Source organism: Allobosea sp. NPDC055594 (assembly GCF_053618995.1).
On record NZ_JBSHIO010000001.1, the window covers coordinates 1 to 22,704 of the forward strand.

Here is a 22,704-nt window from a genome sequence, read left to right on the forward strand (position 1 = left end):
GCCTATGGCGAGAAGCTGGCGATCAGCCAGGCCGATGTGAAGCTGAATGGCTGGGCGGTCGAATCCCGGGTCTATGCCGAGGACCCGACCCGCAATTTCCTGCCCTCGACCGGGCGACTGGTGACCTATCGCCCGCCGGCCGAGGGGCGCGACGGCGACGCCACGGTGCGCAACGACACCGGCGTCTATGAGGGCGGCGAGATCTCGATCTATTACGACCCGATGATCGCCAAGCTGGTGACGCATGCGCCGACGCGGGAGGCGGCGATCAGGGCGCAGGCGCGGGCGCTCGACGCCTTCGCCATCGACGGCATCCGCCACAACATCCCCTTCGTCTCGGCGCTGATGCAGCATAAGCGCTGGATCGCCGGCGAGCTCTCGACCGGCTTCATCGCCGAGGAGTTCCCGGAAGGGTTCGCGCTGCCGCAGCCCCAGGGCGAGGTCGCCTTGCGCATGGCGGCGATCGCGATCGCCTGCGACCACCGGATGAACCAGCGCAAGCGCAACGTCTCGGCGCAGATGCAGGGCTGGCGCAAGGTCGAGTTCGAGCGCGCCCGCATCGTCGAGCTCGGGGGCGAGCGTTTCGCGGGCGAGGTCTCCGAAGAAGGCGGGGCGATCGTGATCGCCTTCGGCGAACGTCGCGTCAGCCTCGCCAGCGACTGGCGCCCGGGCGAGCCGGTCTGGCAGGGCACGCTCGACGGTATCGCGATCGCGGCGCAGGTCCGGCCGATCCTCAACGGCTTCGCGCTCGGCCATGCCGGCGCCTATGCCAATGCCCATGTCTACACGGCGCGCGAGGCGCAGCTTGCGGCGCTGATGCCGGAAAAGGCCGCTGCCGACACCGGAAAATTCCTGCTCTGCCCGATGCCCGGACTGGTCAAGGCGCTCTTCGTCAGCCTCGGCCAGGAGGTCAAGGCCGGCGAGCCGCTCGCCATGGTCGAGGCGATGAAGATGGAAAACGTCCTGCGCGCCGAAAAGGACGTCACCATCGCAAAGATCCTCGCCAAGGAAGGTGACTCACTCGCCGTCGACGCCGTCATCATCGAATTCACGTGAGCGCTTCGTCATTGCGAGCCCTCGGGTCTTGCCTTCGGCAAGCCCGAGAACAGGCTCCGCGAAGCAACCCAGAAGCATAAAGCTCTGCCGCCTCTGGATCGTTCGTCGGCTGACCCTCCTCGCAATGACGGGGGCGCCTGACCGCGCCGCTTGCCTTCGTTCGTTCGCCGTCTGATTGTCGCGCCCCCATGAGGCGAAGGTGACGAACATGCTGACGATCTTCGGGCGGATCAGCTCGATCAATGTGCAGAAGGCGGTATGGGCGGCGGGCGAGGTCGGCCAGCCCTTCGAGCGGATCGATATCGGCGGGGCGTTCGGTGGCAACAAGGAGCCGGCCTATCTCGCCAGGAATCCGAACGGCCAGATCCCGACCCTGGAGGATGGCGAGGTCTGCATCTGGGAATCGAACAGCATCGTGCGCTATCTCGCCGCCCGCTACGGTGCCGGCTGGATCTGGGAGGAGGACCCGGCCCGCCGCGCCGATGCCGATCGCTGGATGGACTGGATGCTGGCCGAATTGCAGCCGGCGATGACGCCGGCCTTCTGGGGGCTGATCCGCAAGACGCCGGGCTATACCGAGGCGGCGGTGATCGAGGCCGCGATCGGCCGGACCGAAGCCAAGCTCGACATCCTCGAAGCGCATCTGGCGGGCCGCACCTATCTCGCCGGCGAGCGCTTCGGCATGGCCGACATCACGGTCGCGCCGGGCGCGCATCGCTGGCTGCATATGCCGGTGCCGCAGCGGGAAAGACCCAATCTGGCGCGCTGGTATGCCCAGGTCGCGGCGCGTCCGGCCGCGCGCCCGGCGCTGCCGCTGCCGGTCACGTGAAGTGTCGCGGCCTTGACCGCGCCGCGCCGCCCGTCATGATCGTGACGATGCGTCAGACGACACTCCCCGCCACCGCGTTCCTGCTGGTCTCCGCTGTGCCGGTCCTGGCGCAGGCTCCGGGCAACACTGTGCAGCCGGCCGACCGGCTGCAGATCGCTTCCTGCATGCGCCGAGGCGCGGCAACGACCGCCGCCTGCATCGGTTCGATCGCCGTGCCTTGCGTGCGCGCCGCCAGCGGCGACCGTCGCGATGCCGAGATCGTCTGCGCGAGGCGCGAGGAGGCGGTCTGGCGCGAGCGTCTGACGCTGGCGACGCAGATGCTGGGCCGCTCGCTCGACGCCGGCGGGCGCAGCCAGTTTACAGCACTGCAGCTCGCCTGGGAGGGCTTTGCCGTGCAGAAATGCGCCTTCTATGGCAGCGTCCAGCAGGCGGCCCGCTCGGCCGGGCTGCAGGCCGGCTGCGAATTGCGCGAGGTCGCCCAGCGGGCCCTCGAAGTCGAGCGCTTTGCAGCCGGACGCGGGCGCCGCGTCCCGGCGAGTCCACCGCAGATCATCCGATAGGCCCCCTGCGGAAGGCGGCTACCGCGCCCGCGGAAGCAAGAAATCCCGTAGGCGTCGCTGCCAATGCTCCCTGGTCGTCCCGGGCGTAGCGCAGCGGAGACCCGGGACCCATGCCAGAACCTTCATGGCGAGTGCTCCGGCATGGATCCCGGATCGGCGCGGCTTTGCCGCTCGTCCGGGATGACGCCGTTTCATGTGTGAACGGCGTTGCCATGCGGTCGAGGCGAGGGGGGCGAATATTGGCGCATCGCCATAACCTCCCGTCAGCTTTCATCGGCTATGGAAAGGCCCGCGCAGAAAGGCCGCCATGTTCTTCGCCCTCTCCAAGATCGTCTGGTTTCTGGCTTCGCCGGTGAACCTCGCCATTGGCGGGCTCGCGCTCGCTAGCCTGCTCGCCTTCACGCGTTTCGCCCGGCCGGCGCGCTGGCTCGGGCTGTTCTGCGCCGCGGTTCTGGTCGCGCTCGCCTTCAGCCCGCTGCCGCGCATCCTGATGCGGCCGCTGGAGGACCGCTTCCCGCAGCAGGCGGTGCATTCCGGCAAGGTCGACGGCATCATCGTGCTCGGCGGGGCGATCGGCGTCGCGCGCGAGGACATCGTGCTCAACAATGCCGCGGCGCGGATGACCAAGGCGGTGGAGCTGGCCCGCGCGCATCCCGAGGCGAAACTGGTCTTCACCGGCGGCGGCGCCAATCTGCTCTCGCCGGTGGTCCGGACCGAGGCCGATGGGGCGCGCCTGCTCTTCCTGGCGCTCGGGCTGCCGGAGACCCGCCTCGTCCTCGAGGACAAGTCGCGCAACACGCTGGAGAACGCGGTCTTCACGCGCAGGCTCGTCGATCCCAAGCCCGGGGAGCGCTGGCTGCTGGTGACCTCGGCCTGGCACATGCCGCGCGCCATGGGCGTCTTCCGCCAGGCGGGTTTCGACGTCGAGGCCTTTCCGGTGGATTTCCTCACCGGCGGCGAAAGAGCCGATTTCTTCCGGCCCTATCGCAAGGCGGCGCGCGGGCTCGACATCGCCGACGACGCCTTCAAGGAATGGGTCGGCCTCGTGGTCTATCGCCTCGCCGGCTATTCCAACGCGCTGTTCCCGGGGCCGTAATCCTCGCCCGCTTCCGGCAGGCGCAGACGGTAGACGCCGCGGAAATCTTCGGGATCGACCGGCTTGCCCTTGCGGATGATGACGAGCCTGCCTTCTTGCATCAGGCGAATGGCGAGATGGCGGATCGGCTGCATCAGCGGTCCCCAGCCGTCGGGATGGTCGCCGCCGACAGCGCGCGCCGCATCGGTGGCGGAGATCGTCCGGCCGGAGCCGCGCTCGCCAAGGAGGGTGAAAATCGCCGCTTCCAGGGCGGCGTCGCGGTCCTCGCGCGGGCTCATCGACCGGTCTCCGCATTCGGGGGCTGCGACGGCGCTGGCCGCCGGAAGACGCGGGTGGCGTCGGAAGCGAACTGGCGCCGCCACATCGCCGTCAATACCGCTCCGGTGAAGCCGATGAAGGCGACCGGGCCGAGAAACCAGCCGAGATAGGCGAGGGCGAAGAAGAAGGCGCGCTGGCCGCGGTTGAAATGCCGGCCGGCGGCGATGTTCATCTGGGTGGTCTCGTGCACCGCCTGTTCGATCTCGTCCGGTGTTGCCTGGCGCGGCGAGGGCAGGGCGCCGAGCAGGATCACGCAGTAATTGAACAGCCGGTAGCTCCAGGCGAATTTGAAGAAGGCATAGCCGAAGATCGCGGAAAGGCCGATCACCTTGATCTCCCAGACTGCCGCCGTGGTGGTGCCGGCGAAGGGCAGATCGGCGAAGAGCGCGACGACGCGGTCGGTCGACTGCAGCAGGGTCAGCGAGCCACCGATGGCGATTAGCGAGGTCGAGGCGAAGAAGGCGGTGCCGTTCTGCAGCCCGCCCATCACCTGCGTGTCGACGATGCGGTTGTCGCGCTCCATCGCCTCGCGGATCCAGCGGGCGCGGCGCGAATTCATCACCACATTGAGGCTCCGGCCGGAATGCGGCCCGATCTCGACGGCGTAATGATAGCCGAGCCAGGACAGCAGGAAGAAGGCGAGGGCGATGGTGTCGAGCGTGGTGAAGCCGGCCATGGGTTCTCCCAGATCGCCGCGCATCCGTTCGGACGCGGTCACGGTGATCTATCTCATTGTTATCGCATCGGAGTTTTCCGAGAAGTGGATTCCACTCTTCGGTCCGATGCCGTAGAGCCGGATCCGATCAGACTGAATCGATCTGATCGGTGAATCCGGCTCTCACTTCAAGATCGAGGCCGTTCTGCCGATCAGCTTGCCGTGCACACTGATCGTAACGGGCTCCAGCGGTGCGCAGATTGGCTGCGGGGCCGGCCTGCGGCAAGTGCGATTGACGCGGCCCTGCACAGGCGCCACCTTGCGCGCCGCGCCGGAGACGGGCGCATGGGGAGGCCGGGATGCCGCAGACGATCACCAAGGGCTACAAGGCGCTGCTGGCCGAGGCCGAAGCCAAGGTGAAGACGCTCTCGGTCGAGGAGGCGCAGGCGCTGTCCGGGCGCGACGACACGGTGTTCGTCGATCTGCGCGATCCGCGCGAGCGCGAGCGCGAAGGCAAGATGCCCGGCGCCTTCCATTGCCCGCGCGGCATGCTCGAATTCTGGATCGACCCGGAAAGCCCTTATGCCAAGCCGGTCTTCCAGGAGGACAAGCAGTTCGTCTTCTTCTGCGCCGGCGGCTGGCGCTCGGCGCTGGCGGCGCAGGTGGCGCAGGAGATGGGGCTGAAGCCGGTCGCGCATATCGCCGGCGGATTCGGCGCCTGGAAAAAGGCCGGTGCGCCCTTCGAGGAGCCCGAGCCCAGAAAGGGCTGAGAAGGGCTGAGCGGGCGTCTTGTCGCATTTCCTGATCGTCCTGGCGGTCGTCGCCTTCCTGTTCCGCAAGCCGCTCGGCCGGCTGATCGCCCGGAAGTTTCCGGATCGGGCGAAGCGGCAGCGCGTGCTCGGCACGATCATCGCAGGTTTCCTGCTGGTGATCGGCATCAGGCTGCTCGCACTGTTCTGGAAATAGGCATCTCTCGCGAATCGTCGCGCGCGGGTGACGGTTCATTTCGGCGGGAATGCGAGCGCTTCCTTCCCATGGGCTGCAACCACCCCATGCATCACACGCCGCTTGCACAATAAGCGGGCATGCGGCATTCTGTCTTTCTGGCTCCAACTCATGAAAGGGAGGGCTGAATGCAATTCTTCATCACCGCCACTCCCCCAAAGCGGTCCTTCCACTAGGTCGGACTCGCCCGTGGCCCGCCTCTCCGGCGGCCCGAGCCAATATTTCCATCGATTTTTCTGAAGCCCGCGGCCGCGGTCGCGCTTTATCTTGATTTGGAGCCGGTCTCTCGCTGACCGGATGCTTTCATGTCTCTTTCCTCGAAACCGGGGCGGCGGGAGCCGTTCCGTGCCGTTCTCGGCTTCACTTTTTCACATTGGGCCCGCCAGCCCTGGCGGGTTGCGGGAGTCGTCTTGACGGTGATGGCGGCGACGGCCGCCGATCTGTTCATGCCGCTCTATGTCGGGCGGCTGGTCGATGCCGTCTCGGGCGAGCGCGCGGCCGGACTCGATCTGGCGCTCTGGGCGCTCGGCATGATGATCGCGCTCGGCGCCGGCACGGTGTTCTTCCGGCACCTGTCCTTCGTCGGCATCACCGAGATGACGCTGCGCACCATGGCGGACGTTGCCGGCGAGGCCTTCGCGCGTCTGCAACGCTTCTCGACCGACTGGCACGCCAACAACTTCGCGGGCTCGACGGTGCGCAAGATCACGCGCGGCATGTGGGCGCTCGACCTGCTGACCGATACCGTGCTGATCGCGCTGCTGCCTTCGCTGGTGGTGCTGCTCGGCACCACGGTGCTGCTCGCCTGGCACTGGCCGGCGATGGGCGCGGTCGTACTCGCCGGCGCGGTGATCTACATCGCGGTGACGGTGGCGCTCTCGCTCGGCTATGTCGCGCCGGCGGCGACGCTCGCCAACAGCTGGGATACGAGGCTCGGCGGCGCGCTGGCCGATGCGATCTCGTGCAATCCGGTGGTCAAGGCCTTCGGTGCCGAAGGCCGCGAGGACAGCCGGCTCGGCGGTGTGGTGGCGAAATGGGCGCAGCGTACGCGGCGCACCTGGCTGCGCGGCACGACCTCGGGCACGGCTCAGCAGATCGTGCTGCTGGCCTTGCGCGCGGCGGTGATCGGCCTCGTGATCTGGCTCTGGGCACAGGGGCAGGCGAGCCCGGGCGACGTCGCCTTCGTGCTGACCAGCTATGCGGTGGTGCATGGTTATCTGCGTGATGTCGGCCAGCACATCCACAACCTCCAGCGTTCGGTGAACGACATGGAGGAGCTGGTCGCGATGCACGAGCTGCCCTTCGGCGTGCCGGATCGTCCCGGTTCGACGGCGATGGACGTGACGGCCGGCGAGATCGCCTTCGAGCGCGTGACCTTCCACTATGGGGGCCATGTCGAGCCGCTTTATCGCGACTTCTCGCTGACGATCAAAGCCGGCGAGAAGGTCGGCCTCGTCGGGCGCTCCGGCTCCGGCAAGACGACCTTCGTCAAGCTGGTGCAGCGGCTCTACGACGTCACGGGCGGGCGCATCGCCATCGACGGGCGCGACATCGCGACGGCGACGCAGGCCTCCCTGCGCGCGCAGATCGCGATCGTGCAGCAGGAACCGGTGCTGTTCCACCGCTCGCTGGCCGACAACATCGCCTATGGCAGGCCGGGCGCCTCGCAGGCCCAGATCGAGCAGGCGGCGAAGCTCGCCAATGCGCATGAGTTCATCATGCGCCTGCCCAAGGGCTACGGCACGCTCGTCGGTGAGCGCGGCGTCAAGCTTTCGGGCGGCGAGCGGCAAAGGGTGGCGCTGGCCCGGGCCTTCCTGGCCGATGCACCGATCCTGATCCTGGACGAGGCGACGTCGAGCCTCGACTCGGAATCGGAGGCATTGATCCAGGAGGCGATGGAGCGGCTGATGGAAGGCCGCACCACCATCGTCATCGCGCACCGGCTCTCGACGGTGCGCGCCATGGACCGGATCCTCGTCTTCGACCGCGGCACGGTCGTGGAGGAGGGGCCGCACGAGGCGCTGCTGACGCGGCAGGACGGGGCCTACCGGGCGCTGTTCGAGAAGCAGGTCAGCGAGCTGGCGAAAGGGCTGGTGGCGTAGTGCCTTCCTTCTCCCTCTGCGGGAGAAGGTGGCCCGAAGGGCCGGATGAGGGGTCGCACAGGTCTTCCGTCATGCTCGCCCTTGTGGCGAGCATCCATGTCTTGAACACGGCGTTCGATCCGTGACGTGAAGACGTGGATGGCCGGGACAAGCCCGACCATGACGCGGAAGCGTCGCGCGACCCCTCACCCCAACCCTCTCCCGCAAGGGGAGAGGGGGGCAGCGCGCAGCTGATCCGGCAGGCAGCCTCACTCTCTCACTTCGGCGCGACGGCCCGCGGGCGAACGCCCGGAACTGGGCCGGGCGGCAGCGCCGCGCTGGCATCCTGATTCAGGGACTTCAGATCGAGATTCGGCTTGCTCAGGAACTGAGTCATGCCGGCGACGTAAGTCTCTGGCAAAGCCCAGTCTTTCGCTGCGGCGACGACTTGTTCGAGATAGCCGGGCCTGGGCTTTCCGGGCGAGCCGCTGCGTCCGATATAGATCAGCGCGCGCTTCGCCCCGCCCTCGACGATGACCGGTTGGCTGATCTTGACGTAGAGCCCGCTGGCGAGGTCCTCGAACTTGTCGAGCGTGCGGATATCGCCGAGCGCGCAATCCCAGAGCACGCCATGGACGCTCTCGCGGGGATCGCGGATCACCGTCGCGTAGCCATCCGTGTTGACGATGAAGCGGTGGCGCGGCAACCGGGCGAGGCCGAGCGGTTTTGCGCGCGGGCAGCGCTGCGCCATGCCGGCGACGTCCATATTGAGGCCATAGGCGAAATAGAGGGGCATCGTCCTGTCCGCTCATCATGGAGCGCGGGGAACCCCTCTCCCGGATGGGAGAGGGGCAGGGGTGAGGGACCGCCGCTGGTTGGCGTGGCGATGCGGAACCGTTGCGCCTTCTACTGAGAGGGCAGGCCCTCATCCGGCGCTCCGCGCCACCTTCTCCCATCCGGGAGAAGGAAGAAAGCGTCGAGCCCCGTCATTTCGTCTTGTTGAACAATTCCCGCCCGATCAGCATGCGGCGGATCTCGCTGGTGCCGGCGCCGATCTCGTAGAGCTTGGCGTCGCGCAGCAGGCGGCCGGTCGGGTAGTCGTTGATGTAGCCGTTGCCGCCGAGCAACTGGATCGCGTCGAGGGCGAGCTGCGTCGCCTTCTCGGCCGCGATCAGGATGGCGCCGGCGGCGTCCTCGCGGGTGGTTTCGGCCCGGTCGCAGGCCTTGGCGACGGCGTAGACATAGGCCTTGCAGGAGTTCATCGCGACATACATGTCGGCGACCTTGCCCTGGACGAGCTGGAACTCGCCGATCGACTGGCCGAACTGCTTGCGCTCGTGGATATAGGGCAGGACGATGTCCATCGCCGCCTGCATGATGCCGAGCGGACCGGCCGAGAGCACGACGCGCTCATAGTCGAGCCCGCTCATCAGCACGTTGACGCCGCGCCCGACCGAGCCGAGCACATTCTCCTCGGGAACCTCGCACTCCTCGAAGACGAGCTCGCAGGTGTCGGAGCCGCGCATGCCGAGCTTGTCGAGTTTCTGATGGGTCGAGAAGCCCTTCATGCCCTTCTCGATCAGGAAGGCGGTGATGCCCTTCGGCCCGGCCTCCGGATCGGTCTTGGCGTAGACCACCAAGGTCTCGGCGATCGGGCCGTTGGTGATCCACATCTTGTTGCCGGTCAGGACATAGCGGTCGCCCTTCTTGACCGCCCTGGTCTTCATCGAGACGACGTCGGAGCCCGAGCCCGGCTCGGACATGGCGAGCGCACCGACATGCTCGCCGGAGATCAGCTTGGGCAGGTACTTCTTCTTCTGCGCGTCGTTGCCGTTGCGGGCGATCTGGTTGACGCAGAGATTGGAATGGGCGCCGTAGGAGAGGCCGACCGAGGCCGAGGCGCGGCTGACCTCCTCGATCGCGACGCAATGCTCGAGATAGCCGAGGCCGGCGCCGCCATATTCCTCCGGAACGGTGATCCCGTGCAGGCCGAGCGCGCCCATTTGCGGCCAGAGATCACGCGGGAACTGGTTCGTCCTGTCGATTTCCTCGGCGCGCGGGGCGATCTTCTCCTGCGCGAAGGCATGGACGGTGTCGCGGATCGCGTCGGCGGTCTCGCCGAGGTCGAAATTGAACGGGCGCGGCGCGTTGGCGAGCATGGTGACCTCCCGGCTGGAAACAGGCGGGGCGCTGCCGCGCCCCTTTCCAGCGTTATAGCGCGCGCCAGGCGAGCAAGTCAGCTTGCGGGAGCCGGCAGTTGGTTCTGCGCCGATGCGCAGGCGCTCGCGCGAATGGGACCGGCGATGCGGTCCTCCAGCTTCTCGGCGAAGCAGCCCGCTGCTATCCTGAGGGCGATGGCCGTGCCTGAGCGCGATGTCGTGCGCGTCGATTTGCTTGTTCTCCGAGACAGGTGATCAAATGGCGATCCGTGCTTCCATCCTCGAGCCCAATTACGACTCGTTCTTCGATCCCGCAGGGCCGGGGCGACCGGCGCAGATCCGCATCAGGTTGAAGGTGACGCTCGTCCCGCTCGATCCCTCGACCGCGTGGGCCAGGACGGGCCACGGCGCCAAATTGCCGGGGACGCGACCGGGACCGGCGCCGCCATCGCATCTCGCAGCGAACCAGGCCGCCATCAAACGGGGCAGTGTCATCGATGCGAGCAGCCAGCCCGTGCCTTGCCGGAGTTGGCTCGCCAGCGAATGGCAGGCCTTTACCCCGCGCTTCAAGCACACGGTCGAAAATGCCTGGAACAACCAGATGGTGTTCCTGCCGGTCGAAAAAGGCGACACGCTGAGCGACGCCGAGTTCAAGCAGCTGATCGGCAACCCGAAAGCGCCGGCGCATGTCGTGGGCGTGCTCGAAGTCGATCTGCAGCCGGCCGGCGCGGACAGCCACGCCATCATCGAAGTCGCGCATCTGGCGAATCCGGGCGATACCTTTCGCGATCGGATGACCCGCATCACCGACGAGAGCGTGCTGTTCACCGTGAACCGCTTCACCGCAGGGCGCGCGCGCGGAATTGGTGGCGAGACCGGCCAGATCGCTGCGGCCCATGAGGTCGGCCATTGGCTGCGCAATCCCGGAACCAAGGTCTTCGACCATGTTGATCGCAGCTACGCGCTGACCCTGCCGCGCGCGCAGCAGGACAATGCGCAATATGGCCGCACGCTGGGGCGATATTATTCGATGATGGGCGGCGGAAGCGTGGTGACGAACCATGATGCCACGCCATGGCTAGCGCGATTGCGCCGGCACACGCCGATGAAGCTCGGCTGGGTGTATGTGCATCGCCTGCATTTCCGCTGGAGTCCGCAAGACGTGTCGGCACGTCAGAAGCGCATCCTGCTCGCCGCGCAGTTCATGCCGAAGATCGCCTGAGCGGAGGGCAAGGGACCCGCAGCTCCGTCGGACAGGGCGCTGGGCTTGTTCAATGCCGGCTTCGCCTCGGGGCCGTTCCCGGCGGGCTCCTGTTGCAGCCGATTACCTTGCGCGGCTCGAGTGGCCGCTAGATCGCCGCGCGTCCGTTCGGACGCGGGCACGGCGATCTATCTCATTGTTATTGCATCGGAGTTTTCCGAAAGGTGGAGTCCACTTTTCGGTCCGATGCTATCGACCGTACCGCATCACGGCAATCACTCCGCCGCCCGAACGGGATCGCGCTCAACGCAACCAGTTCAGCCCAGCCTCGACTGCTCGCGGAACTGACGCGGCGTGACACCCGTCATACGGCGAAAGGCGCGGCTGAAATGGGCGGGATCTGAGTAGCCGGAGGACAGGGCGACGTCGATGATCCGGCAATCGGTGTCCTGCAACAGCCCACTCGCATGCTCGTACCTGACGGTGTCGAGTATGTCCGAATAGGTCAGGCCGAGATCGGCGAGCTTGCGTTGAAAGGTTCGGGGAGAAAGGCCGGCAATCCCGGCGACGTCGGCGAGGGCGGTTCTGCCATCGTCGAGATAGGCCGGCAGCATCAGCTTGAGCAGCTGGACGATGCCATAGGCCGCAGGGGCGTCCTCGCGATCCTGCGGCGCAGGGAGGCAAGCCGCCGACCGGTTGGAGAGGCCAAGGAGCGACACCGGCAGGCTGACCCAGGCGGCATGCTGGTTCGAGAGAAACCGGACATTCGGCCATGCGGCGCGTGTCGCGCGGCTCGGCGCATAGGACGATTCGAAGGCGATCGCCGCCGGCATCCAGTCCGGCCCGGCGAATTGCCTGGTGATGTGGATCGGGAAGATGTTCTGGATCCACTGCGCATGCTTCAGATGCAGCAGCCCCTGTGTCCCGGCGAGCCTGCTGCAGATTCGCACGTGATCATCGTGGTGCTCGATCCACATGCTCAGAATCGTATCTTCCCGTGACGCCCAATGGCAGGCGTGTCGCAGCGCGACGAGCAGCGTCGGGGCGTGGGTGATCAGGACCCGGGTCTTTTCCCTCAGATGGGAAAAATGCAGGCGCTGTGCGGCGAGAAAGCCGAAATCCTCGATGCCCTGGGAGCGCTGTGCGGTTTCCACGAAGCGCAGCGCCGGCAGGAGCGGAATGTAGAGCTCGCTCTTGTCCTCCAGAGAGGATGGCAGCCGGGAGTTCTCCAGGAGCGTGTCGGTCGGCGCGCCGATATCGTCGAGGATGCTGACGAAAGGGAGCAGAAACTGGCCGCGCGTCAGAGGGATGTCAGCCATTCGACCTCGCCGCGATCATCAGGGTGACGCCTTCCGCCAGGCCGGCTTTCGGGGATTCGCCGCCGGCGAACTTGGAGCATAGCGGCTCGCGGTTGTCGCGAAATGGCAAGACCGGCGCTCTGCCCATGAGCGAAATGAGCGCGACGGAGTTCGCCTGCCGGTTCGTGCGGAATCGGCGGGGTGCTGGCACTCCGGCGGTTTTTCCTGTGAGGTGACGCGGCACGGTCCCGCCTGGCTGCGACATGCCGATTCTGACCGGGCTGTTCGTGAACTCGGCGATGTCGAAAGGGATGGCAATCGTGACTGGCAATACGGTATGCGCCGCGGCTGTTTCCGCGCTTGCCCTGCTCGCACTTGGGGGGCATTCCCCCGCGCAGACCGGCGAGGCCCGGCCTAAGGTCACCGATCCGCATTTCAAGATCGCGCCGGGCTATCTGAAGCAGTCCGACTTGCCGAACAGCCTGCTCCTGCTCGGCTCACCCCCCGAAAAGGACTCGGCTGCCCTGGCCCGGGACGAGGAAGCGCGCAAGGCGACGATCCCCCTGCGAGACAGCGCGCGCTGGAAGCTCGCCTTCGCCGATGCCGATCTTGCCTTTCCGCAGGCTGCCGACAATTTCTCCTGCGCGATGGGCGTCAGGATCGACGCCGAGCAGACGCCGCGCCTCTACGCGATGATGCAGAAGACGCTCTCGGATTTCGGCCTCTCCACCTATGGCGTGAAGAACAAGTACAACCGGGTCCGTCCCTTCGTGGTTCACGGCGAAGCGACCTGCCGGGCCGATCAGGAGGCGATTCTGCGTGGCGACGGCTCCTATCCATCCGGTCATACCGCTGCTGGCTGGGGCTGGGCTCTCGTCTTCGCGCAGATCAATCCCGAGCGCTCGAACGCGCTGCTCCAGCGCGGTCTCGAATTCGGGCAAAGCCGCGTGATCTGCAACGCCCATTGGCAGAGCGATGTCGATGCCGGGCGGATCATGGGCGCGGCGACCGTGGCTCGGCTGCAGACCGACCCGGCCTTCCTTGCCGATATCGAGGCCGCGAAGGCCGAGATCGAGGCTGCGAAGGCGAAGCGGATGGGCCCGGCGCCGGATTGCGCTGCCGAGATCGCGGCGCTGTCCGGGCAATAGTCGATTACCAGCCGGTGCCGCGCGCGATCGAGATCGCCTCGCCCGGCGCAATCCTTGAAAGAAGAGGTAATTCCATGTTCCGATTGGTTGGGGTTGGTCTCGTGCTCGCATCGGCCGCGCTGGCGACCGGAGTGTTCGCCCAGGAACGCGGCGGCAAAGTGCCGGTAACCGTCGATAATTTCATCCGCGCCGAGACCGACCATTACCTTGCGGCGAACGCAAAAACGCTGGGCGGGCTGGGCAGGTTCCAGCACTCCCGGGAGCCGACGGCGATCGACAAGCAAACGGTCATTCGCATGAACCGGGATACGCTCTATTCGTTTGCCGTGTTCGATCTTGCCGCCGGCCCGGTAACGCTCTCGCTGCCCGACGCCGGCAAGCGCTACATGTCGATGATGGTCGTCGATCAGGATCACTACCTGCCGATCGTCGCCTATGGCACGGATCCGGTCGTGCTGACCCAGGAGGCGGTCGGCACGCGATACGCGTTCGTTGCTGTCCGGACGCTGGTCGATCCCAACGATCCGAAGGATCTCGAGGCGGTCCACACGCTTCAGGACGCCATCAAGGTCAGTCAAAAGGCGCCGGGGAAGCTCGAGCTTCCGAACTGGGATGAGGAGAGCCTCACGAGTGTTCGCAATGCGCTGCTCGGGCTGGCAAAATACCAGACGTCGTTTCGCGGCTCCTTCGGAGCCCGTGGCCAGGTCGAGCCGATCCAGCATCTGATCGGCACGGCCGCCGGTTGGGGCGGCATTCCGGACAAGGATGTGATCTACGCGAGTTTCACGCCCGCGAAGAACGACGGCAAGACGGTCTATACGATCAATGTGCCGAAGATCGTTCCTGTGAAGGGTTTCTGGTCGGTCAGCGTCTACAATCCAGAGGGGTTCTTCGAGAAAAACCCCTACAATGCCTATTCGATCAACAACATCACCGCGAAGAGAAGCGAGGATGGCTCCGTGACCGTCCAGCTCGGCGGCTGTGACGGCAAGATCCCGAACTGCCTGCCGATCGTCGAGGGCTGGAACTATACGGTGCGGCTCTATCGCCCCGAGCAAGCCATCCTCAGCGGCAAATGGGTGTTCCCGGACGCGAAAGCCGCAAACTGAGCCTCGACGGACCGCCATGCGGGGATGGAGAGGTCGGTTGTCCGCCATGGCAGTCGTCCGTGGCGGGCAGCGCCCTGACTGGTCGATCGTGCAGCCCAAATGGCTCCGTGCCGGTGGCGGGCGGCCTGTGCGGCTAAGCCGACAGGACCCGTTCAGCGAAGAGTTCGGGCCGGGCTGCTGCGATCCTCCAGTCGATCTCGCCACCGAAGAGTTCGGCAGCAAGGCTGCAATCGAGGGCGCTGTAATGGGGCCGGCGGACGGTGCCGCCGAACTCCGCCATCGGAACCCGCACAAGCGCTGGCGTTTGCCGCCCGGCACGATGCAGCGCCTCGAATGCGGCGGCGACCCAGTCGGCGCGTGATACGGGCGGCGATCCGGCGATGTGCAGCGTTCGTGGCGTGGCTTCGCCGGCGCTGATCCGGCCGGCCAGCGCCAGCAGGCGCTCGGCGAGCGGGACGATCGGCGTCGGCGAGCCGATCTGATCGTCGGCGACGCGGACGGTCTCGGTGTCGCCCCGCAACAGGGTCGCGATAAAATCCTCGCCATCGCCGAAGAGCCAGGCCACACGGGCGATGCAGGCCCTCTCGCTTGCGGAGAGGACGTTGCGCTCGCCCTCGGCCTTCATGCGGCCATAGCTGTTGACGGGCGATACCGGATCCGACTCGCGCCAGGGCCGCAGGGTCTCGGCCCCGAAGACATAGTCGGTCGAGATCTGGATCAGGGGCAGGCCGCGCTCCGCGCAGGCTCGTGCGATATCGCCCGGCGCTTCTGCGTTGACGGCGCGCGCGCGCTCCGGCGCGGTGTCGGAATCCTGGACGCGGCTGAGCGCGGCGGCATTGATCACGACAGCCGGGCGCAGCCGATCGAGCGCGGACCGGACGGCAGCGGGATCGGTGATGTCGAGTTCCCGGCTCGACAGGCCACGAACGCCCTGGCCTCCGACTTGCGACAAAGCGCGCCCGAGCCGTCCGCCGCCACCGGTGACAAGCACATTGCTACGCACAAGCTTTCTCCCGTGCCCGGCTCCCACTCCCGCAGATCCTACGCGGACCATCGGTAAAGGTTCGCTTTCGCCGGAGCAGGCCCTCGCGCCACTCAACCGATCACGTTTCGGCGCTTGAGCAGCCAGAAGACCGCGCCCGCCGCCAGCCCCGACAGGCCGAGAATATAGAGCCAGCCGAACTCGGTCTCGAGGAAGGGCAGGGCCTTGGTGTTGACGCCGAAATAGCCGGTGACCAGCGTCGCCGGCATCAGCGTCGCGGTCAGGATCGAGAGCACGTAGAGATGGTGGTTGGTCTGGGCGCTGAGACGGGCGGCGATCTCGTCCTGTAGAAGCCTTGCGCGCTGCTGCACGAGCTGGACGTCGCCCAGCATGGTGTCGACGCGGTGAAGCAGCCTTGCGGTCGCGCTCCTGACCTTCTCCGGCGCGGCGCGGGCGGTCGCAGTCTCCTGGAAGCGGCGGAACAGTTGGTGCAGACCGTTGAGCTGGCGATGCAGCCTGACCGTGCGCCGGCGGATCGCGCCGAGCTTGCGCGCCTCGTCGCCGATCCGGTCGTCGATGATGTGGTCCTCGATCGAGTCGGCGTCGTCGGCGAGGCGGTTCACATCCTCGGCGACATCCTCGATCACGAATTCGATGACGCGCTCGAACAGCATTTCGGGGGAGGTGGCGCGAAAGCCCGCCTCCAGCGTGTCGCGGGTCAGCCGCGTCGCCTGCAGGGCCTGGCGGCGGCCGGTGATCAGGAAGCGCTCGCCGACGATCCAGTGCATCATGCCCCAGTCATCGGCGAGGCTGTCGACCTCGCGGACCTGGTCATAGGTGATGCCCCAGACGAAGTCCGGGTCGTGATAGAGCCGCTGATGCTCGTCCTGCGACAGGAAGACGGCCTGCGCCTCGAGCGGCAACTCGCTGCGCTCGGCGATCCATTGCTTGGTGCGGCTGTGGACGAGATCGAGATGGAGCCAGACGAATTTGGCGCCGTCGAGGGCGAGCGCGGGGGCCCGGTCGCGCGGCACGAGGCTGGCACGGCCCTCATCGTCGAAGCGATAGGCCCAGATGAAACCGGCCTGGCACTGGATATCCTGAAGTATCGACACGCTGCTTCCGGCTGACGGGATGTCCGCCAGCATCAGCGCCCGTCATATGACGGTTTCGCGACAGTCCGCCTGGCATGTCTGCAAACGAGAGCCTGTTGATCGAACTCGGACACGCTGCCGTCATTCTGCGCGAGCCGCGAGGCGGCGCAGACCCGGAGTCCATCGTAGGATACCGAGATCTACGATGGACTCCGGGCCGAGCTTCGCTCGCCCAGGATGAGGGAAGCCACCTGTGAGAACGGCAGGCTCTAGTTTCGCTTGATCGAGCCCGTGCTGGCGACCTGACGCGTCAGTAATGCCTTTGGCGGCCGCGGGGCCGGCACCAGTGCCGGTGGCGTACCGCGGGCGAGCTTCGTCTCGACGGCCGCGGGGCGTGCGGCCGGTTTGGGCGACGCGACCTTCGGCTCGCCGCCACGCCATTGGCGCGCGCCGATGTCGAAGCGGCCCTCACGCCAGGCGGTGAATTCGCGCTCCGTGCCGAAGAAGGCATTGCGGTCGACATCGCCGGTGATGCCGGGCACGCGGCCGGTGGCGGTGAATTGCCAGAATTCCCACTGCTTACGCTCATAGCGATGGCGCAGTGGCGCCGCGGTCGAGCGCAGCCAATAGGGGTGGTTGTTGAACTCGCCTTCCAGCACGTCCTCGTGGAAGGTGATGTCGGTGTAGATGATTGGCTTCTTGCCGGTGTGCTCCTGCAGGCCTTTCAGCATCTCGCGGATCTTGGCGAGCGCCTTGGCGCGCGGCATCTTCTTGCCGCAGGCTTCCGAATGCCCGTTCCACTCGACATCGAGCACTGGCGGCAATGCGTCGGCGTCGCGCGGGATGTGGCGTTTCATCCAGCGCACCTGATCCTTGGCCGGACGGCACCAATAGACGAAGTGGTAGGCGCCGCGCGGCACGCCGGCCTTCTTGGCGCCTTCCCAGTTCTTGCGGAAACTCGGGTCGATATGGTCACCGCCCTCGGTCGCCTTGATGAAGGCGAAGCGGGTGCCGGCGTCCTTGACCCTGGCCCAGTCGATGTCGCCCTGCCAGCGCGAGACGTCGATGCCCTGGATCGAGCGCCGGCGGGCGTCGCTGACGCCGGCATGCGGGCTGGAATCGCCCTTTTTCGGGTAGAGCGCCTGGGCGGGCGTGGCGCAGAGCAGGCCGAGCCCTGCCGTCATCAGTAGGCGGTAGCCAAGGCCGGGCATGCGCCGCTTTCCTGAACTGCTTTCAGCGCGGCGCGCCATACGGTCCTCCCTGTGTCCAGGCAGGATAGGCCGTCGCCGGGTTAAGAGGTGGTTAGCATTCGAGCGAGCGGCTTCAGCCTTGGTTAACCGGTGGGGCGCTGCCGCCGCCGGCTCACTCCGCCTCGGCTTCGCCCCGCTCGGCGGTCTGGCCGAGGCTCGCCGGATGGAACCGCGATGCCGCGACCGGGGCGGCCGCGCCCGGCAGCGTCGCGACCGGAGGATGTTCGGGGCCGGGGGTCGGATTGGGAGGGACGCCACGTTCGCGCGTCCAGGTCCGGGTGCCGATGTCGAAGCGGCCCTCGCGCCAGCCGGCGAACTCGCCTTCGTTGCCGTAGAAGGCGTTGCGGTCGACATCGCCCTTGATGCCGGGGATGCGGCCGGTGGTGGTGAATTGCCAGAACGACCAGCGCCGGTTGTTGTAGCGCGCCTCGGGCTTGGCCGCGGTCGAGCGGATCCAGTAGGCGTAGTCGTCGAGCTCGCCTTCCAGCACGTCCTTGTGGAAGGTGATGTCGGTGTAGATCACCGGCTTCTTGCCGGTGAGCTGCTCGAGCTCGGTCAGCATCAGCCGGATCTTCTCCAGCGCCAGCGAGCGCTCGACCTTTTTCGGGCAGGTCTTGGAATGGCCGTTCCACTCGACGTCGAGCACCGGGGGCAGGGCGTCGGGATCGTTCGGGATCTGCTGCTTGAACCAGACCGCCTGCTCATGGGCCGGACGGCACCAGTAGACGAAGTGATAGGCGCCGCGCGGCACGCCGGCCCGGCGCGCGCCCTCCCAGTTCCTCTGGAAAGCCGGATCGATATGGTCGCCGCCCTCGGTCGCCTTGATGTAGGCGAAGCGGGTGCCGGCGGCCTTGACCGAGGCCCAGTCGATCTCACCCTGCCAGCGCGAGATGTCGATGCCCTGGATCGGATACCGGCGCGCCGCCTCGACCCCCGGATGGGGGCGCGCATCGCCCTTGCTCGGATAATGGTCCAGCGCCACGCAACCACCCAGCACGACGAGCGCGGCAGCGAGGACGAGCGAGGCTGAAAATCGGTGTGGCATGCGGCGGGGCGTCATCCTCGGCAAGATTGCGGAGAAATCTTGACGCCCGGTTTACGTTACCGGTTTTTCTTCCGCCGTCGCGGCTTTCCTTGGGTCAGCCCAGGCGCAGCAGGATCGTCGCGATGCCGAGGAAGGAGAAGAATCCGACGACGTCGGTGACCGTGGTGACGAAGGTGCCGGACGAGATCGCGGGGTCGATGCCGGCCTTGTCGAGCGCGAGCGGCACGACGACGCCGGCGAGCGCCGCGACCACAAGGGTCGCGACCATGGCGAGCGCGATCACCACGCCGAGCATCAGATTGCCGAACCAGAAGCCGGAGACCGTGCCGGTGATCACCGCGAAGGCGACGCCGTTCAACAGGCCGACGATCATCTCGCGCCGGAAGAAGCGCGCCCGGTTCCAGCTGCCGAGCTGACCGGTGCCGAGGGCGCGGATCGCCACCGTCATGGTCTGGGTCGCGGCATTGCCGCCCTGGCTGGCGACGATCGGCGCGAGCACGGCGAGGGCGACCAGCTTGGAGAGCTGGGCCTCGAACATCGCCATCACCGAGGCGCTGATGAAGGCGGCGATCAGGCTGATGAAGCGCCAGCGGAAGCGGCTCAGCGCGACCTCGCGGACCGGGTCGGAGAGCTCTTCGTCGGCATCGACGCCGCCGAGCTGCTTGACGTCGTCGTCCGCCGCATCCTCGATGACGTCGACGACGTCGTCGATGGTCATCACGCCGACGAGGCGGCCGCTCTTGTCGACGACCGGGGCGGCGACGAGATCGTAGCGCTGGAACATCCGCGCCACGTCCTCGAGGTCGTCATCGGCCTGGACGATGCGGCGGTCGTCCTCGATCAGATCGGCGATGCTGACCGGCCGCTTGGTGCGCAGCAGCCGGTCGAGCCGGACCGTGCCGACGAAACGGTGGCCGGGGTCGGCGACGAAGATTTCGAAGAAGCGCTCGGGCAGGTCCTGCGTGTCGCGCAGATAGTCGATGGTTTGGCCGACGGTCCAGAAGGGCGGCACGGCGATCAGCTCGGCCTGCATGCGCCGGCCGGCCGAGCCCTCGGGATAGTCGAGTCCCTGCTGCAGCACGCTGCGCTCGGCCGGGCTCAGCCGGTCGAGAATCTCCTTCTTGTCGGCCTCGTCGAGGTCCTCGAGGATGTAGACCGCGTCGTCGGTGTCGAGTTCGCGCACGCCCTCGGCGACCGTTTCCGGAGAGAGCTCGTCGAGAATCTCCTCGCGGACGGCGTCGTCGACCTCGGTCAGTGCGGTGAAGTCGAAATCGCCGCCGAGCAGCGAGATCAGCTTCGGCCGTTCCTCGCTGTCGAGCGCTTCGAGCAGGCCGCCGAGATCGGCCTCGTGCAGGTCGCCGACGAGATCGCGCAGCGTCGTCAGGTCCGAGAGCAGGACGGCCTGCGAGACCTGCTCGACGAATCCCTCGTCCATGACGCCGTCTTCGTCGCGGATCGGCCGCGCCAGCTTTTCGTTGGGAGCGCTCTCGGCTTCCACCATCGGTCCGGCTCCAGGATTCGAGGCTGGGGATTCGCTTGCAGGCGGCGAGCCGCCCTTGTGTCAGCGGCGCGCCCTCGTGGCAACGCGGCATGACCGTTTCGCGACGAAAACACGGCATCCGCAACGAAAAACGGCGACCCTTGCGGATCGCCGTTCCCGGGGCATCAGCCCAAATTTGGTGCGGTCAAGAGGACTCGAACCTCCACGGGTCTCCCCGCTACCACCTCAAGGTAGTGCGTCTACCAATTCCGCCATGACCGCAGCGGCTCGAAGCTCGGCCGCGCAGTGGCGGTGAACTCCGAGAGCGGCGTGGGTCTACCAAATGGAATCTCAGGCCACAAGAGGCTGTGAAGGAAAATCGGGATAAGTTTCGGCGGCTAACGCCGGGCTCCGGGAAAACCGGTCTCTTTCAGCGTGAAACAGGCGGAAAAGCGCGAGAATGGGCGGTTCAAAGGCCGTTTCCGGCAGGCGGGGCGCTGGGGACAACCCCTGAAGGCGAGGCCGGGGGCGCCCAGCGCTGTGCAATGCGCGCGATTCAGGCGGCTTCGGCGACGGTGTCGAGCGTGAACACGGTCGGGCGCTTCAGCATCTCGGTGATCTCGACCGAGATTCGGGTGCCGCTGACGACGACATGGCCCTTGGCGAAGGGGTGGTTGTTGGCGAGAATCTGGACTTCGTCGGTCTCGCTGGCATTGAGCTCGATGATCGCGCCGCGGCCCATGCGCAGCAATTTGTAGATCGGCATCTGGGTCGAACCGAGCACCACGGTCAGCTCTATCGAGACGAGATCGAGATCAGCCTTCAAAATCCGCCTCCGGGGACCTACTTCACAACGATTCTACGAACTTGCCAGCGACGTGGAAAACGGCGCATGAGCACGGCACGGCAAGGGCGAGCCGGTTACCGAGAGTTGAACGGACAGGGTTAATCCAAGGTGAAGACGCGCGAGGCGCTGGCGGTTTCTTTCCTGCCCGAGGCAGGTTCGCCGCCGGTCGAATGGGTGATTGCCGAGGCTCCGGTCGGTTACGAGGCCGCCGTCGCCGAAATGGAGGCACGGGCGGCGCTGATCGCCGACGGGCTTGCGGCCGAGCGGGTCTGGCTGGTCGAGCATCCCGCGCTCTACACCGCCGGCACCTCCGCGAAGGACGAGGACCTGTTGGCGCCGGGGCGATTCCCGGTGCACCGCACCGGCCGGGGCGGGCAGTTCACCTATCACGGTCCCGGCCAGCGGGTCGCCTATGTGATGCTCGACCTGAAGCGCCGCGAGCCCGACCTCCGGCGCTTCGTCGCCGCGCTGGAGGCCTGGCTGATCGGCACGCTCGATCAGTTCAACATCCGCGGCGAACGGCGCGAGGAGCGCGTCGGCGTCTGGGTGCGCCGCCCGGAGAAGGGCGCCGAGGTCGAGGACAAGATCGCCGCGCTCGGCATCCGCGTCCGACGCTGGGTCTCGTTCCATGGGATTTCGCTGAATGTCGAGCCGGAGCTCTCGCATTTCGACGGCATCGTGCCCTGCGGCATCGCCGGCCATGGCGTGACCTCGCTGGTCGATCTCGGCCTGCCGCTGACCATGCCGGAGGTCGACAGCGTCCTGCGGGCGCAGTTCGAGCATGTCTTCGGCCCGACCGTCCTGCCCGGTTGAGGTGCTGCGGCGGTCGCGGGCGCTGTTCACGTCCCGTTGACCATGCCCGCCCATCCTGGCCCCATCAGAGAATTCTTGAGGATGAAGATGAGGACATTTCTGTTGGCGGGCTGCCTGGCGGCCCTGCTGGGCGCCTGCACGACCACGGATCAGCGCATCGCCGGGGCTGCGGCAGGCGCGGGTACGGGGGCGCTGATCGGCGGGCCGATCGGGGCGGTCGCGGGCGGCGCGATCGGGGCCGTCTCGGCGCCGACGGTGACCCGCTCGGTCAGGCGCATGCGGGATTAGTCGCCATTCCCAGGTGGCCGGACTTTCCGGCGGCCTGAACTCCGCCGGGGAGCGCGATCGTCCTTTTCACCGGCTGGCGATCCCGGCAGACGCACCGCCGCCGAGGAGGAAAGCGAGGCGCTCATCGGCCTTGCCGGGTGTGATCGAGAGAATCTCGGCCTCGACGACGCGTTCCGCGACGAACGGGTCTTTGCTTACGCGGACCTGAAGCTCGGGCAGCGTCGTCGCATGCGCCAGGATCGCGCCGCCGAGCTTCGGCTGGAGGCTGCCGGCGAGCAGGAAGACGCCGTCGGCGAAGCCGCGTGCGAGCCAGGCGTTATGTCCGCCCATCAGTTCGGCGGCTCGGTCCTTCTCGCCGGAGAATCTGAGCAAGATGACAAACATGGCTGC

General features: G+C 66.8%; 25 protein-coding genes and 1 tRNA gene. 12 read left to right on the plus strand and 14 right to left on the minus strand.

The window, feature by feature from the left end; genetic code table 11:
* The 4 genes from ACWGRX_RS00005 to ACWGRX_RS00020 all read left to right on the plus strand — a co-directional run.
* Nucleotides 1–1,056: biotin/lipoyl-containing protein (locus ACWGRX_RS00005; RefSeq protein WP_452115908.1), on the plus strand; the 1,056-nt coding region annotated here is incomplete at its 5' end.
* Nucleotides 1,057–1,264: 208 nt separating this feature from the next.
* On the plus strand, nt 1,265–1,885 hold the full coding sequence (locus tag ACWGRX_RS00010) for a glutathione S-transferase family protein (protein WP_291648794.1): 621 nt from the start codon (nt 1,265–1,267) through the stop codon (nt 1,883–1,885).
* Between the two features lie 47 nt (nt 1,886–1,932).
* Nucleotides 1,933–2,445, plus strand: a complete 513-nt coding sequence (locus ACWGRX_RS00015) for a hypothetical protein (RefSeq protein WP_452115909.1) — start codon at nt 1,933–1,935, stop codon at nt 2,443–2,445.
* A gap of 307 nt (nt 2,446–2,752) precedes the next feature.
* Nucleotides 2,753–3,541 (plus strand): YdcF family protein, encoded by a 789-nt coding sequence (locus ACWGRX_RS00020; protein ID WP_291640786.1) that lies wholly within the window; start codon nt 2,753–2,755, stop codon nt 3,539–3,541.
* Here ACWGRX_RS00020 and ACWGRX_RS00025 read toward each other — a convergent pair.
* The gene (locus ACWGRX_RS00025) at nt 3,511–3,819 is read right to left on the minus strand and encodes a DUF3253 domain-containing protein (protein ID WP_452115910.1); all 309 of its coding nucleotides are present in this window, start codon (nt 3,817–3,819) and stop codon (nt 3,511–3,513) included. The genes ACWGRX_RS00020 and ACWGRX_RS00025 overlap by 31 nt on opposite strands.
* Nucleotides 3,816–4,577, minus strand: a complete 762-nt coding sequence (locus tag ACWGRX_RS00030; protein WP_452115911.1) for a DUF599 domain-containing protein — start codon at nt 4,575–4,577, stop codon at nt 3,816–3,818. Before ACWGRX_RS00030 ends, ACWGRX_RS00025 begins: the two co-directional genes overlap by 4 nt.
* A gap of 296 nt (nt 4,578–4,873) precedes the next feature.
* Here ACWGRX_RS00030 and ACWGRX_RS00035 point away from each other — a divergent pair, with 296 nt between their 5' ends.
* From ACWGRX_RS00035 to ACWGRX_RS00045, 3 genes are all read left to right on the plus strand, one after another.
* The gene (locus ACWGRX_RS00035) at nt 4,874–5,284 is read left to right on the plus strand and encodes a rhodanese-like domain-containing protein (RefSeq protein ID WP_327520648.1); all 411 of its coding nucleotides are present in this window, start codon (nt 4,874–4,876) and stop codon (nt 5,282–5,284) included.
* A gap of 19 nt (nt 5,285–5,303) precedes the next feature.
* Nucleotides 5,304–5,480 carry a hypothetical protein gene (locus ACWGRX_RS00040; RefSeq protein WP_291640793.1) on the plus strand — a complete coding sequence of 59 codons (177 nt, stop codon included), beginning with the start codon at nt 5,304–5,306 and terminating at the stop codon, nt 5,478–5,480.
* A 344-nt stretch (nt 5,481–5,824) separates the two neighbouring features.
* The gene (locus ACWGRX_RS00045) at nt 5,825–7,621 is read left to right on the plus strand and encodes an ABC transporter ATP-binding protein (protein ID WP_452115912.1); all 1,797 of its coding nucleotides are present in this window, start codon (nt 5,825–5,827) and stop codon (nt 7,619–7,621) included.
* 256 nt (nt 7,622–7,877) lie between these two features.
* Here the strand turns inward: ACWGRX_RS00045 and ACWGRX_RS00050 are convergent, their stop codons facing one another.
* Entirely contained in the window at nt 7,878–8,396 is a 519-nt protein-coding gene (locus ACWGRX_RS00050; protein WP_452115913.1) for a gamma-glutamylcyclotransferase family protein, read from the minus strand.
* A 190-nt stretch (nt 8,397–8,586) separates the two neighbouring features.
* A complete protein-coding gene (locus tag ACWGRX_RS00055) occupies nt 8,587–9,759 on the minus strand; it encodes an isovaleryl-CoA dehydrogenase (RefSeq protein ID WP_452115914.1) in 1,173 nt (390 codons plus the stop codon).
* Between the two features lie 259 nt (nt 9,760–10,018).
* On the opposite strand from ACWGRX_RS00055, the gene ACWGRX_RS00060 reads away from it, so the two are divergent.
* Complete coding sequence (locus ACWGRX_RS00060) at nt 10,019–10,981, plus strand: hypothetical protein (protein ID WP_452115915.1); 963 nt, start codon at nt 10,019–10,021, stop codon at nt 10,979–10,981.
* Nucleotides 10,982–11,277: 296 nt separating this feature from the next.
* Here the strand turns inward: ACWGRX_RS00060 and ACWGRX_RS00065 are convergent, their stop codons facing one another.
* Entirely contained in the window at nt 11,278–12,279 is a 1,002-nt protein-coding gene (locus tag ACWGRX_RS00065; protein WP_452115916.1) for a helix-turn-helix transcriptional regulator, read from the minus strand.
* Nucleotides 12,272–12,589, minus strand: coding sequence for a hypothetical protein (locus tag ACWGRX_RS00070; protein WP_452115917.1), 318 nt, complete (start codon nt 12,587–12,589; stop codon nt 12,272–12,274). Before ACWGRX_RS00070 ends, ACWGRX_RS00065 begins: the two co-directional genes overlap by 8 nt.
* On the opposite strand from ACWGRX_RS00070, the gene ACWGRX_RS00075 reads away from it, so the two are divergent.
* A complete protein-coding gene (locus ACWGRX_RS00075; protein WP_452115918.1) occupies nt 12,579–13,406 on the plus strand; it encodes an acid phosphatase in 828 nt (275 codons plus the stop codon). The two genes, ACWGRX_RS00070 and ACWGRX_RS00075, sit on opposite strands and share 11 nt — an antisense overlap.
* A 74-nt stretch (nt 13,407–13,480) precedes the next feature.
* Nucleotides 13,481–14,515: a DUF1254 domain-containing protein gene (locus tag ACWGRX_RS00080; protein ID WP_452116497.1), complete on the plus strand. Its 1,035-nt coding sequence runs from the start codon at nt 13,481–13,483 to the stop codon at nt 14,513–14,515.
* 133 nt (nt 14,516–14,648) lie between these two features.
* On the opposite strand, the gene ACWGRX_RS00085 is transcribed toward ACWGRX_RS00080, so the two are convergent.
* From ACWGRX_RS00085 to ACWGRX_RS00115, 7 genes are all read right to left on the minus strand, one after another.
* On the minus strand, nt 14,649–15,518 hold the full coding sequence (locus ACWGRX_RS00085) for an SDR family oxidoreductase (RefSeq protein WP_452115919.1): 870 nt from the start codon (nt 15,516–15,518) through the stop codon (nt 14,649–14,651).
* A gap of 92 nt (nt 15,519–15,610) precedes the next feature.
* Complete coding sequence (locus ACWGRX_RS00090) at nt 15,611–16,612, minus strand: CorA family divalent cation transporter (protein WP_452115920.1); 1,002 nt, start codon at nt 16,610–16,612, stop codon at nt 15,611–15,613.
* A gap of 248 nt (nt 16,613–16,860) precedes the next feature.
* A complete protein-coding gene (locus ACWGRX_RS00095; RefSeq protein ID WP_452115921.1) occupies nt 16,861–17,802 on the minus strand; it encodes a glycoside hydrolase family 25 protein in 942 nt (313 codons plus the stop codon).
* A 151-nt stretch (nt 17,803–17,953) separates the two neighbouring features.
* Nucleotides 17,954–18,886, minus strand: a complete 933-nt coding sequence (locus tag ACWGRX_RS00100; protein WP_452115922.1) for a glycoside hydrolase family 25 protein — start codon at nt 18,884–18,886, stop codon at nt 17,954–17,956.
* Nucleotides 18,887–18,980: 94 nt separating this feature from the next.
* Nucleotides 18,981–20,387: a magnesium transporter gene (mgtE, locus tag ACWGRX_RS00105; RefSeq protein WP_452115923.1), complete on the minus strand. Its 1,407-nt coding sequence runs from the start codon at nt 20,385–20,387 to the stop codon at nt 18,981–18,983.
* Between the two features lie 176 nt (nt 20,388–20,563).
* Nucleotides 20,564–20,648: transfer RNA gene (locus tag ACWGRX_RS00110), tRNA-Leu, on the minus strand.
* 274 nt (nt 20,649–20,922) lie between these two features.
* Nucleotides 20,923–21,192, minus strand: a complete 270-nt coding sequence (locus ACWGRX_RS00115; protein WP_291640819.1) for a FliM/FliN family flagellar motor switch protein — start codon at nt 21,190–21,192, stop codon at nt 20,923–20,925.
* Nucleotides 21,193–21,321: 129 nt separating this feature from the next.
* Between ACWGRX_RS00115 and lipB the strand changes: the two genes are divergently transcribed.
* Both lipB and ACWGRX_RS00125 read left to right on the plus strand, forming a co-directional pair.
* A complete protein-coding gene (gene lipB / locus ACWGRX_RS00120) occupies nt 21,322–22,026 on the plus strand; it encodes a lipoyl(octanoyl) transferase LipB (RefSeq protein WP_291640822.1) in 705 nt (234 codons plus the stop codon).
* A 102-nt stretch (nt 22,027–22,128) separates the two neighbouring features.
* The gene (locus ACWGRX_RS00125) at nt 22,129–22,314 is read left to right on the plus strand and encodes a hypothetical protein (RefSeq protein WP_452115924.1); all 186 of its coding nucleotides are present in this window, start codon (nt 22,129–22,131) and stop codon (nt 22,312–22,314) included.
* A 66-nt stretch (nt 22,315–22,380) separates the two neighbouring features.
* Here the strand turns inward: ACWGRX_RS00125 and ACWGRX_RS00130 are convergent, their stop codons facing one another.
* Complete coding sequence (locus ACWGRX_RS00130) at nt 22,381–22,698, minus strand: YciI family protein (RefSeq protein ID WP_452115925.1); 318 nt, start codon at nt 22,696–22,698, stop codon at nt 22,381–22,383.
* Nucleotides 22,699–22,704 lie beyond the last annotated feature (6 nt).